12 protein-coding genes are annotated in these 11,248 nt (G+C 64.1%); 5 read left to right on the forward strand and 7 right to left on the reverse strand.

The genetic code is table 11. From position 1 onward, the window contains the following. Positions 1–172: 172 nt before the first annotated feature. From yccS to BIS11_RS03735, 5 genes are all read right to left on the reverse strand, one after another. Positions 173–2,395: a YccS family putative transporter gene (gene yccS / locus BIS11_RS03715; RefSeq protein WP_253585746.1), complete on the reverse strand. Its 2,223-nt coding sequence runs from the start codon at positions 2,393–2,395 to the stop codon at positions 173–175. Between the two features lie 78 nt (positions 2,396–2,473). Then, positions 2,474–3,535: a zinc-binding dehydrogenase gene (locus tag BIS11_RS03720; protein ID WP_367399080.1), complete on the reverse strand. Its 1,062-nt coding sequence runs from the start codon at positions 3,533–3,535 to the stop codon at positions 2,474–2,476. A 20-nt stretch (positions 3,536–3,555) separates the two neighbouring features. Beyond that, positions 3,556–3,912 carry a hypothetical protein gene (locus BIS11_RS03725; RefSeq protein WP_253423721.1) on the reverse strand — a complete coding sequence of 119 codons (357 nt, stop codon included), beginning with the start codon at positions 3,910–3,912 and terminating at the stop codon, positions 3,556–3,558. Further along, on the reverse strand, positions 3,912–4,271 hold the full coding sequence (locus BIS11_RS03730) for an HU family DNA-binding protein (RefSeq protein ID WP_338035123.1): 360 nt from the start codon (positions 4,269–4,271) through the stop codon (positions 3,912–3,914). Before BIS11_RS03730 ends, BIS11_RS03725 begins: the two co-directional genes overlap by 1 nt. A gap of 6 nt (positions 4,272–4,277) precedes the next feature. Continuing rightward, complete coding sequence (locus BIS11_RS03735) at positions 4,278–5,468, reverse strand: FAD-dependent oxidoreductase (protein WP_253423724.1); 1,191 nt, start codon at positions 5,466–5,468, stop codon at positions 4,278–4,280. A gap of 93 nt (positions 5,469–5,561) precedes the next feature. Here BIS11_RS03735 and BIS11_RS03740 point away from each other — a divergent pair, with 93 nt between their 5' ends. The 5 genes from BIS11_RS03740 (at position 5,562) to BIS11_RS03760 (ending at position 9,758) form a co-directional block, all read left to right on the forward strand. Beyond that, a complete protein-coding gene (locus tag BIS11_RS03740; protein WP_253423728.1) occupies positions 5,562–6,125 on the forward strand; it encodes a chorismate lyase in 564 nt (187 codons plus the stop codon). A gap of 33 nt (positions 6,126–6,158) precedes the next feature. Beyond that, positions 6,159–7,049, forward strand: a complete 891-nt coding sequence (ubiA, locus tag BIS11_RS03745; RefSeq protein ID WP_253423731.1) for a 4-hydroxybenzoate octaprenyltransferase — start codon at positions 6,159–6,161, stop codon at positions 7,047–7,049. Between the two features lie 92 nt (positions 7,050–7,141). After that, the gene (gene phoB, locus BIS11_RS03750; protein ID WP_227390089.1) at positions 7,142–7,831 is read left to right on the forward strand and encodes a phosphate regulon transcriptional regulator PhoB; all 690 of its coding nucleotides are present in this window, start codon (positions 7,142–7,144) and stop codon (positions 7,829–7,831) included. A gap of 3 nt (positions 7,832–7,834) precedes the next feature. Continuing rightward, the gene (gene phoR, locus BIS11_RS03755; protein WP_253423734.1) at positions 7,835–9,139 is read left to right on the forward strand and encodes a phosphate regulon sensor histidine kinase PhoR; all 1,305 of its coding nucleotides are present in this window, start codon (positions 7,835–7,837) and stop codon (positions 9,137–9,139) included. Positions 9,140–9,428: 289 nt separating this feature from the next. Continuing rightward, positions 9,429–9,758: a hypothetical protein gene (locus BIS11_RS03760; protein WP_253423745.1), complete on the forward strand. Its 330-nt coding sequence runs from the start codon at positions 9,429–9,431 to the stop codon at positions 9,756–9,758. 244 nt (positions 9,759–10,002) lie between these two features. Here the strand turns inward: BIS11_RS03760 and cysZ are convergent, their stop codons facing one another. Both cysZ and BIS11_RS03770 read right to left on the reverse strand, forming a co-directional pair. Further along, positions 10,003–10,752 carry a sulfate transporter CysZ gene (gene cysZ / locus BIS11_RS03765; RefSeq protein WP_253423737.1) on the reverse strand — a complete coding sequence of 250 codons (750 nt, stop codon included), beginning with the start codon at positions 10,750–10,752 and terminating at the stop codon, positions 10,003–10,005. 67 nt (positions 10,753–10,819) lie between these two features. Beyond that, the coding region (locus tag BIS11_RS03770) for a PhoU domain-containing protein (protein ID WP_301286405.1) at positions 10,820–11,248 on the reverse strand (429 nt) is incomplete at its 5' end.

The raw sequence follows: 11,248 nt of genomic DNA on the forward strand, positions 1-11,248 counted from the left end.
GTCAGGGTGAACCGTAGCCCCGCTCCGTTTGCCATCGTGCTGCTCCTCGGCCATCCACTCATCGATTGAAAACGATAAGAATAATGATCTGGGCAGACAGTTCAATTCAGGCAAGCACGAAGCGCCAATCACCTACAGAAAATAAGAGATCGCTTACAAGAGCTAATAAAACTTATTCACTATCCATGGCGAATACCTTTGCTGCCTGAGTATTGCTAGGCTTGGCCTGAACCAGGCGCTGGGCACTCTCGGAAAGCGGCACCAGCTGCTCGGCGATCAGCTTGAGCTGGCTCTGGATGGGGCGGTAGAGCGTGGCGGCGTTCTGCTCCTCGTCGAGGCTGGCCGGCTCGTCCAGGGCGGCCAGAAGTTCGTTCACCGGTTCGACGACGGGGGTGATCGAGCGGCGCCCGTGAAGCTCCGCGGTCATCGCCGCGAGCAGGTCGCTGATGTGGCGGGCCTGGGGCATCAGGGCGGCGTCGTCCTCGCCTTCCGCCAGGCGATGGCGGTGGGCTCCCAGCGCCGAAAGATGGCTCAGCAGCGTGTTGGAGAGCACCAGAAAGCGCAGGCCGCTGTCGGCATCCTGCTTACGGTAGTGGCCCGGTTCGTGGAGGATGTTGGTCAAGAGCGTCGAGAGCGCCGCATCGGCGTTGTGGGCGTTGCGTCGCGCCAGGCGGTAGGCCAGGTCGTCCTGCTTGCCCTGCTCGTACTGGTGGACGATCTCGTCCAGGTAGCAGCGATGGCTCGCCAGCACCTTGGCCGCCTCGCGGTAGAGCCTGCGCCCCTGCCAGTCCGGCAGGATGAAGAACACCGCAAGCCCGGCGATCAGCGCGCCGATCAAGGTATCGAACAGCCGCGGCCAGATCAGATCGAAGCCGTCACCCACCTGGTTGAAACTGCACAGCACCAGCAGCGTGATCGACGCGGTGGCGATCACGTAGTGGCGTTCGCGGTTGGCGAAGAAGCACACCCCGGCGGCCACCGCGATCAGGCTCTGGATGCCGGGCTGGGGAAACAGGCTGATCGACGCCCAGCCCGCCGTGAGCCCCAGCACCGTGCCGAGGATGCGCTGGGAGAGAAAGCGCCGGGTGGTGGCGAAGTTGGGGCGGCACACGAACAGCGTGGTCAGAAGAATCCAGAATCCCTGCTCCGGGTCCAGCCACTGCAGCAGCGCATAGCCTGCCATCAGGGCGGTTGAAAGGCGCACCGCGTGACGGAAGGTGGGCGAGCCCAGGGTCAGGTTCAGGCGCACCCGGTTCCAGGCTTCCTTGAGGCTGCCTGGCGAGCGGTCGAACAGAGCGTTGTCGCGACGATCGTCGCTGGCGTCCGGGTTGTGGGCGCTGGCAATCTGACCTTCGAGCGTGGCGAGGTTGTCCGCCAGCGCGTTGAGCGGGCGAATCAGCGCGCGCCACTCCGGGCGGCCGCGATCGCGCAGATTGTCGATGGAGGCGCGCAGATCCATCAGTGCCTGCTCCGAGAGCTCGTGATCGAAGGGCCGGTTGAGCAGAAGGGATTTCGCCAGCTGGCGGCACGCCCGGCCCTGCTGGTCCAGAAGCCGCTGGCAGCGAAACAGCACGTCGTGATGGAAGAACGCCTCGGTCAGCGCGCTGTAGGGGTAGTGGGTGGAGCTTGCCCGCTCGTGGATGTCCTGGGCGATGAAGTAGATGCGCAGGTAGCGGTTGAGCTTCGCGCTTCCACGCTGGCCTTCCAGGCGGCGAAAGATCATCTCCTTGGCCTGGTTGAGCGCGGCCACCACCTGGCCGTTCTGGCGCGCCAGCGCCACCCGGCGCGCCTCCACGTCCACCCCGCGCACCGGCTCGAACAGCGCGGATTTCAGAATCAGGAACTCGCCCAGCGTCTTGTAGACCCGCGCCATGCTCTGCTTGACCGGCTGGCGGGAGAACAGCGCACACCAGATCACCGAGATCAACCCGTACCAGGCGGCACCGCCCAGCAGCAGAAGCTGGCGCGAGGCGACGTCCGCGTCCACGCCGCCGTGCTGTTCGATGTTGATCATCGAGTAGATCGACAGAATCAGCGTGCCCGAGGCGATGGTGGCGTAGCGCTGGCCGATGGCGCCGAGCATGATCAGCGTGAAGGCGGAAACCCCGAGGCCAAGCGCGAACATCCACGGCCAGGAAAACAGCCACTGCACGATGAAGGAGGCCGAGGCAAAGCACACGAGCGTGACGGCAAGCGCCTGAAGACGGCCCTGCCAGCTGTCGTCGGTTTCCGATAGCGCGCAGGCGATGATGCCCAGAAAGAGTGGAATCACCAGCCCCACGTCACCTTGAAACGCGCTCAGCGCCAGCGCCCCGCTGAAGGCGATGAACACGCGCAGGCTGTAGGCGAATTTATCCAGGGTCCACAGGCGACGCAGCGGCAGGGCGATGGGCATAGTGTCTCTTCGTTGGAATTTTAGACTTTAGTATAACAACGTTAGCGCGCGGCTGACCACGGCGGTCAGGCGTCGATGTCACTCCATCAGCACCACCCGCTTGCCGAGGTTGTCGCCTTCGAGTACGCCGATGAGCGCTGCGGCGACGCTATCGAGTCCGCCGGTCATGATGTCCAGCCGCCAGTCGAGCGTGCGCTTCATTACCTGTGGCGCCATGAAGCGCTGAAACGTCTCCCAGTGCTTGAGGTAGTGCGGTACCACGAACGGCGTGACCTTAACGCGATTCGCCGCAAGCGTTGCGATGTTTGCTGGTCCTTGGCGTGGATTCGTCGACTGGTATTGGCTCACCAGCCCGCACAGAACGATCCGCCCATGGCGGCGCATCGCCTCGATCGTCGCATGAAACGCCGCTCCACCCACGTTTTCGAAGCCGAGCGTCACGCCCTCCGTCGCGGCATCCAGAAGCTGGGCGGCGTAGTCGGGGTGGCGGTGATCGAGTACCGTATCGAACCCCAGGCGGGCAAGCCAAGCGCGTTTGTCCGGACGTCCGGCAGTGACGATCACCCGCGCGCCCCGACGTCTGGCGAGCTGAGCGGCAAGCGACCCCACCGCGCCGGCGGCGGCGTTGACCAGCACGGTGTCGTCGGGCATGGGTGCACCGAGATGTTCCATGCCTACCCAGGCGGTGAACCCCGTCATGCCCAGTGGGTGCAGGTAGGCGAGCGGGTCGATTCCGGAAGAAACCCTGATCAGCCCGCTCGCCTCGCTTGCCACGAGTTCCTGCATGGGCAGATGTCCTACGACAAGATCACCCGGCGTGAAACCCACCTCACGACTGTGCAGCACCTCGGCCAACGCCCACCCCGAAAGCGCGCTTGTTGCCTGCCAGCGTTCGATGTAACCGTAGCCCTCGGCATGCATGCGGGTGCGCATGTAGGGGTCGACACTGATGTAGCGTGGGCGCAGGAGCAAACGTGGGCTGAGGGGCAATGATACGGGACGCGATTCGATATGGCGGGGCAAAAGTGGGCCATCGGGGCGGGCGCTAAGCCTTAAACCGCGCGTGGTGAGCGTGTTGTCGGTCATGCTGGGCACTCGAAAACCGCGCGAAGCGAAGGTGCTGTCGAAACGGCCCGCCATCGAAGGCGAGCCGCAAGGTGCTACAGATGCTTCAACAGCTTCTGCAGCTTGGTCATGTCGCTGGAGTCGCCGACCAGGCGGACATCGCCTTCCATCATGCCGTGCAGGAAGGCTTGCTGGGTCGGTTTCTTGAGTATCTTGAGCGCGGCGTCCTGATCGCGAAAGCGCAGCTCCAGATCCAGGTCGATGGGCAGGCCTTTGCCGGTGTCGATGCCTTGCGGCGACATCCGGTAGTAGCGGGCAGTGCCGAGGTCTTCCGTGGCAATGCCCCAGTTCAAGCCGCGCATGCGCTCGAGCTGCTCCTTGAAGCGCGGCTTGCGACGCAGGGCGCGCTTGAGCATCAGCCCGAGCAGCCATAGCGTCAGGCGAAGTTTCATCAGGAAACGGCGTCCTTGAGCGCCTTGCCGGGCTTGAACGCGACGTTCTTGCTGGCCGGAATGTTCAGCGGCGCGCCGGTCTGCGGGTTCTTGCCGGTACGGGCGGCGCGTTCGCGCACGGTGAAGGTGCCGAAGCCGATCAGGGCCACGTCTTCGCCCTTGGCGACGCTGTTGGTGATCTCGTCGAGAATGACGTTGAGAACCTGGCCAGCCTTGTCCTTGGAAAGGTCGGCGCTCTCAGCAATCGCGGCGGCGAGTTCAGGTTTGCGCATGGTGAAATCTCCCTGATGAAAAAAAGCATAACGCTTGAGTGTTGTTGGACCCTGAGGGTCGGAACGTTCTGGCCTTGCCGTGAACAGCGAGCATCAGCCTAGCAGCGCAGGCACTGCTCTGGAAAGCTCCACTTTCCGTCTGACGCAGGCGCCTGTCAACGCAAAGCCGACCAAACGACCGTCTTTATCTTCGCCGAGGGCGCACAGCGCATCGCCTTCGCCCTCGAGGCGCCAGCGCGCAACCGGCGCGACCGGCGGGTAGGCCACCACCGGCAGCAGTGGCGTTTTCACCACCACCGGCCAGGCGCCGAGGGCCACCGGCGTCGGCTGGCCGCCGAGCGTGGCGGCCAGCGCCTGGATACTGGCCTGAAGCGGCTGGACGTACATGGCGTTGACGCCATCGATGCAGGCGACATCGCCCAGAGCGTAGACATGCGGGTGCGAGGTGCGCAGGGTGCGATCCACGTGGATGCCGCTCTCGTCGGCCGAAAGCCCCGCCGCCTGGGCGAGCTCAACGCGCGGGGCGAGGCCGGTGGCCAGCAGGACCGCGTCCACCGTGTGCGATGCGCCGTCGTCGAGCGTCAGGGCAAGGGCGTCGTGGTCGTCGCGCTGAATGGCGTCCACTCGGCGGCCCAGGGCCAGGGTGATGCCGCCGGCCGCGAAGGCGCTGCCCAGCGCCTCGCCCAGAGGTTCAGGCAGAAGGCGCGGCAGCGGCGTCGACTCGGGGGCGATCAGCGTGACGGCGTGGCCGCCGGCGCACAGGTCGTCGGCGAACTCGCAGCCCACCAGGCCCGCGCCGATCACCGCGACGCGCGCCGGGCCCTTGGCCAGCGCAGCGCGAAAGCGGCGGTAGTCGTCGAGATCGTTGACGGTGAAAAAGCGCTCGGCAATCGGTTCCGGGATGCTCATCGCGCGGCGTGGCGCGGCCCCGGTGGCCAGCACGAGGTCCTTGAAGTACAGGGTGCTTCCATCATCGAGGTCGAGGCGCTGCTGCTCGGTGTCCAGCGCGACGACCCGGGTGTTCGCCCGCACGGTGGCCTCGAGCTCCCCGGCCAGTGCTTCGGCGTCTTGCCTGACCAGCGCCTCGGGGGCGAGGCGCTTGGCGAAGCCGGTGGAAAGCAGTGGCTTGGTGTAGTCGTCTGCGCTGTCGGCGCTCACCAGGGTGATCGAGCGGGTATCGCCCTGGCGGCGCAGCGCGCGGGCCAGGCCGATGCCGGCCATGCCGGTGCCGACGATGATCATGTCCACCGTCGTCGCGCGGCGGTCGTCAGAGGAGGGGGCCATACCATCACCCGGGTAGTTGTCTGCGTTTCGAGAAAAGCGAATCCAGCCGTCATGTTACACTAGCCGACAAGACTTCACCGCCTTGGAGACCGTGTGACGCCCTCTACCTTGCAGGCTCGTTCCTTCCTTCGCTGGCAGCCGGTGGCCGCGCTGCGCCCGGCCATGAGTGCCCCCTGGTGGCAGTGGGTCGCCTCGCTGGATTCACTGACCGCGCGGCTGGTGGCGGCCGGGGGCTCGCGCCCGTTCCGGGTGCGCCTGCTGTACCAGGGGGTGGGGGTTCCTCGGCGCGACGAGGCGCGGGCGCTGGGGCTTGCACCGCGCCGACTCGCCTGGCTGCGCGAGGTGGCGCTGTGCGTGGACGAGCGGCCCTGGGTCGTGGCGCGCTCGGTGGCGGCGCTCACGGATCTCCAGGGCCAGCACCTGGAGCGGCTGGGCGAGCGTTCGCTGGGCAGTTGGCTGTTTCGCCAGCCGGACCTGGTGCGCGGGCCGATGTTCGCCACCGCCCAGACGCCGGCCTTCGTCTCTCGGCTGTGCGCGCCGGACGCCACGGGCCTGTGGGCGCGCCGCTCGGTTCTGTCCCACGGCGGGCTTTCGCTGCTGGTGCAAGAAGGGTTTTTATCCACCATGGCGGATGATCTCGGCCTGGCGACGCGCTAGGCTTGAACCGCGTTTTGTCTTGACGAGGTAAGCATGGACCGTTCTCTGCTGCGCCCGACCGGGTGGTCCCGGGCGGCTGATTTCATCACCCTGATGCGCCTGGACCGGCCCATCGGCACCTGGCTTCTGATGTGGCCGACCCTCTGGGCGCTGTGGGTCGCCGCCGAGGGCGTGCCGGGACGCGGGCTGCTCTTGATCTTCGTCGCCGGGGTCTATGCCATGCGTGCGGCGGGCTGCGTGGTCAACGACTACGCCGACCGCCATTTCGATGGCCACGTCAAGCGCACCAGGCACCGGCCGCTGGCGACCGGGCGAATCAGCGAAACCGAAGCCAAGGGGCTGTTCATCGTGCTGGTGGCGGTGTCGTTCATCCTGGTGCTGTTGACCAACGCCTTCACCGTGATGCTTTCGGTGGGCGGGCTTTTGCTTGCCGCCGCCTACCCGTTCATGAAGCGCTACACCCACTTCCCCCAGGTGGTGCTGGGGGCGGCGTTCTCCTGGGCGATTCCCATGGCCTTCGGCGCCACGCTCGGCCATGTACCGCTGGAGGCGTGGGTGCTGTTTCTGGCCAACGTGTTGTGGACCGTCGCCTACGACACCCAGTACGCCATGGTCGACCGCGACGATGACCTTAAGATCGGCATCAAGTCCACCGCCGTATTGTTCGGCGATGCCGACCGGCTCATCATCGGGCTGTTGCAGCTGGCCACGCTCGCGCTCCTGGCCTGGGTCGGCGTTCGCGTGGGACTGGGCGGCTTCTTCTGGCTGGGGCTCGCGGCGATGGCCGCTACCTTCGTGCATCAGCAGCGCTTGATCGTCCACCGCGAGCGTGACGCCTGTTTCCAGGCGTTTCTGAACAACCATTGGTCGGGGCTTGTGCTCTTTGCCGGGCTCGCCTTGAGCTATTGGCCGGTGGCGGGCTAATGTAACGCTTGTCATAAAAATGTCACCTGGCCATGGTGTGATTGTCATCGCTATGTCATCGACCCCCTTCGCCGGAACCCCGAGGCCCGCCCATGACCGCCAAGACCGTTTTGATCGTCGACGATGAGGCGCCGATTCGCGAGATGATCGCCGTGGCGCTGGAAATGGCGGACTACCGCGTGCTGGAAGCGGACAACGCCCAGGATGCCCACGCCCTGGTGGTCGATCACCAGCCGGATCTTCTGCTGCTCGACTGGATGATGCCCGGCACCAGCGGCATCGAGCTTGCCCGTCGTCTCAAGCGTGAAGAGGCGACCGCAGAGCTGCCCATCATCATGCTCACCGCCAAGGGCGAGGAGGACAACAAGATCCAGGGCCTGGAAGCCGGTGCCGACGACTACATCACCAAGCCCTTCTCGCCGCGCGAGCTGGTGGCACGGCTGAAGGCCGTGCTGCGCCGTACCACGCCGCGCGGCATGGAAGATCCGGTCGAGATCAACGGCCTCTTGCTCGACCCGGTGAGTCACCGGGTGAGTGCTCATGGCAAGGCGCTCGAGATGGGGCCGACCGAGTATCGTCTTCTGCAGTTCTTCATGACCCACCAGGAGCGCGCCTACACGCGCAGCCAGCTGCTCGATCAGGTATGGGGCGGCAACGTCTACGTGGAGGAGCGCACCGTCGACGTGCATATCCGCCGGCTGCGCAAGGCGCTGGGCGAGGCGCACCAGAACCTGATCCAGACGGTACGCGGCACGGGGTATCGCTTCTCCGCCCGGGTGTAACGCATGCACCTGTGGAGCCGGGAGCTTTGGCGCATCGCGTGGCTGGGCACGCTCGGCGTCGTGCTGGGCTGGCTCTTCGGCGCCCCGGGCTTCGGACTCGCCCTCGGTTTGGCGGCGTGCCTTTTCCACCACTTGCGTCAGCTGCGCGCGCTCTACCAGTGGCTCACTCTCGAGCCCAGCGAAGAGCCGCCCGCCGCCAAGGGGCTATGGGGCGACCTGCTCGATCGCCTGTACCGCTACCAGAAAAGCCAGCGCATCACCCAGGGGCGCCTGCGGGCCATGCTTGCACGCATTCAGGAGTCTTCCGAGGCGATGCGCGACAGCGTGGTGATGCTCGACCGCCACGGTGATCTCGAGTGGTGGAACAGCGCCGCCACCGAGATGCTCGGACTGCAGACCGCTCATGACCGGGGCCAGCACATCACCAACCTGCTGCGCGACCCGGGGTTCGTGCGCTACTTCGCCTCACGGGAGTACGGCGAGCCCTTGACGTTGACCTCGCCCATCGACGAGCGGCGCATTCTCCAGTACCAGATCACGCTCTACGGCGACGACGAACGCCTGCTGATGGCGCGGGACATCACCCGCCTGCACCGCCTCGAACAAATGCGCCAGGACTTCGTCGCCAACGTCTCTCACGAGCTGCGCACGCCCCTGACGGTGCTGTCGGGGTATCTCGAAACCTACGGTGACCTGAGCGATCAGTTGCCGCCGCGCCTCGGGCGGGGCATCCTGCAGATGCAGGCGCAGACCCGGCGGATGGAGAACCTGGTCAACGATCTGCTGCTGCTTTCCCGATTGGAGATCGACCAGGGCGGGAAGGACCATCACCCCCTGGCGCTGACGCCGCTTCTCGACAGCATCTGCCAGGACGCCCGCGCGCTCTCCGCCCAGCAACACGAGACGCCCCAGCGCATCGAACTCGACCTTGAAGGCGATCTTCGCCTGATGGGAAGCGAGCAGGAGTTGCGCAGCGCCATTTCCAACCTGGCCTTCAACGCCGTGCGCTATACGCCCGCTGGCAGTCACATCGTCCTGCGGAGTGGCGTGCTGCCGACCGGCGAGGCGTATGTCGAGGTCCAGGATGACGGTCACGGCATCGACCCCATTCACATCCCCCGCCTCACCGAGCGCTTCTATCGCGTGGACAAGGGCCGCAGTACCGCCACCGGTGGAACCGGGCTCGGACTTGCCATCGTCAAGCACGTTCTGCTGCGCCACGACGCCCGGCTTGTGATCGACTCGCTTCCCGAGCAGGGGGCGCGCTTTCGCTGCGTCTTTCCTGCGACCCGCCTGCATTCGACCTGATATCGCTTCAGCATTGCGGTGTGTCGAGTTGGCAATGCGTACGGGTCAAACTGTGCGCATGTGTCATTTATAGCCACCTGATATCGCAAATCTGACCCAGGGCAATACTTTTTGTACAACTTGTGTATTAATTTAAATATTTGATTTTAAATATATATTTATTTTTTTGTAAATATTGGCACGAGCGCTGCAAAGGTTTTAGCAAGAAAGAAACCGCAGGAAGTGGTATGCCGCAAGGCAATCTTTCTTGAACGAGCGGTAACCACAGCGATCTAGGAGGTGGAATATGATGTCCAAGGAACTACTCAAGAAAGCTGGCATTCTAGGCGTTTCATTTGGTCTGCTGGCAAGCCCGCTTGCCTTTGCCGACACGACTGATCATCCGTCCATCGATGAGAATCAGGACAGCATGGTCGAGCAGGACGGCACTCAAGACCAAGGCGTCAACATGAACACCAATGACAGTGCGAACTATACTCAGGAAGAGTTGACCACTGATCATCACACCCAGGGACCGAACTCCGAGACCATCGGTGAGCCGGATTCCATGGGAACCACGGCGGGAGCCGGTACCGAGACTTCACCGGAAGAAGTCGTCGAGAAAAATTCCGATTCGTGATTAACGTTTAGTTGCAATTTTGCAACAAAGTATTACGCTTAAGGAATGAGCATTATAAGGGACAAGGATGTCCTACTGCATGGATGCTCAGCGATTCAAGGATTGGATCTAGCGACGATCAAGAACGTGAGTCAGGGTAAATTCCAAGGTTGGAGTCCCGCAAAAGGATAGGAAGCTTTCGTTACGTATCGCACGCACCGAGCAAGATGAAGACCCCGCACAAGCGGGGTCTAGTTTTTTGTGCCTATCGGTTTTTTCGATCCGTGGACGCGGGCAGGCGCTTCAGGTCTCGGTAGTGCGCCTCCCACATCAATACCGCTCCCGCTACCGCGCCTGGCAGCAAGAAAAGATTGGCCAGTGGTATCCAGGTGATCAGCGTGACCAGTCCCCCGTAGCTCAGGCTCGGCCACCAGCGATTGGCCAGCCGCCAGCGCATCTCCTTGAAGCTCACCTTGTTGTTGTCCATGGGGTAGTCCAGGTAGGTGATCGCCATGACCCAGGCGGAAAACAAGGCCCATAGAAAGGGGGCGAACAGGTTGAGCCCCGGAATCCAGCTCGCTACCAGCAGCAGTGCCGCGCGCGGCAGGATGTAGCGAAGCTTGATCAGCTCGCGGCCCACGGCATCGACGGCGGTCTTGGCGAGCCCCCGGTCGTCGAGTGGTTCGACACCGGTGGCGCTGCGCTCGACGCGGGCAGCGAGAAACCCGTAGAACGGGGCGGCGATCAGGTGGGTCACCAGGGTGAAGGTGAAAAATATCGCCACCAGCAGGCTTGCGACGAACAGCGGCCAGATCAGCCACGACAGCCAGTCGAGCCAGCTCGGGATGCTCGTCATGGCGTGATCGACCCAGCCGGAAAAGCGCCGGGCGGTGAACGTGATCAGACCGGCATAGACGCCTAGGTTGATCAGGATGGGCACAAAGATATAGCGCCTCAGCCCTTTGCGATACACCAGGCGAATGCCTCGGCCCAGGGCGGAAACTGCAGTCAGCATCGGTACTCCTCGAAAAGACGCCCAGGCGATATGCCTGGGCGTATTGCAAGGGGCACGCCTGCCAAGGTCAAGGCTTTTTCTGTACCTGCTCGCTGATGCGCTCCGGCGCGCTGTGGCGAATGTCCAGCCCCTTGACCAGATAGACCACGTACTCCGCCAGGTTGTTGGCGTGATCGCCGACACGCTCGAGGGCACGCAGTATCCACATGATGCTCAGCACCGAGGTGATCGAGCGCGAGTCCTCCATCATGAAGGTCATCAGCGAGCGCATGGCACTGCCGTACTCGTCATCGACGGACTCGTCCTCGCGCACCACCTGCATGGCGAGCTCGGTATCGAAGCGGGCGAAGGCGGTCAGGGCGTCGCGCAGCATCTTGCGCACGTGCTCGCTGATGTGGCGCACCTCCACCAGCCCGCGCACCGTGCCGCTGCTGTCGGAGAGCGACAGCAGCGGCACGGTGCGCGGGCTGGTGGAGGTGCGCCACATCAGCGAGCA

Origin of the sequence: Halomonas sp. 707D4 (assembly GCF_024158685.1) — a bacterium.
Lineage (GTDB): Bacteria > Pseudomonadota > Gammaproteobacteria > Pseudomonadales > Halomonadaceae > Vreelandella.

Excerpts from the sequence above, each read along its gene's own strand:
- phoR (WP_253423734.1), top strand. The coding sequence starts at position 7,835 with ATGCACCTGTGGAGCCGGGAGCTTTGGCGCATCGCGTGGCTGGGCACG.
- ubiA (WP_253423731.1), top strand. The coding sequence starts at position 6,159 with ATGGACCGTTCTCTGCTGCGCCCGACCGGGTGGTCCCGGGCGGCTGAT.
- BIS11_RS03720 (WP_367399080.1), bottom strand. The coding sequence starts at position 3,535 with ATGGCGGGCCGTTTCGACAGCACCTTCGCTTCGCGCGGTTTTCGAGTG.
- BIS11_RS03735 (WP_253423724.1), bottom strand. The coding sequence starts at position 5,468 with ATGGCCCCCTCCTCTGACGACCGCCGCGCGACGACGGTGGACATGATC.
- yccS (WP_253585746.1), bottom strand. The coding sequence starts at position 2,395 with ATGCCCATCGCCCTGCCGCTGCGTCGCCTGTGGACCCTGGATAAATTC.
- BIS11_RS03725 (WP_253423721.1), bottom strand. The coding sequence starts at position 3,912 with ATGAAACTTCGCCTGACGCTATGGCTGCTCGGGCTGATGCTCAAGCGC.
- BIS11_RS03760 (WP_253423745.1), top strand. The coding sequence starts at position 9,429 with ATGTCCAAGGAACTACTCAAGAAAGCTGGCATTCTAGGCGTTTCATTT.
- cysZ (WP_253423737.1), bottom strand. The coding sequence starts at position 10,752 with ATGCTGACTGCAGTTTCCGCCCTGGGCCGAGGCATTCGCCTGGTGTAT.
- phoB (WP_227390089.1), top strand. The coding sequence starts at position 7,142 with ATGACCGCCAAGACCGTTTTGATCGTCGACGATGAGGCGCCGATTCGC.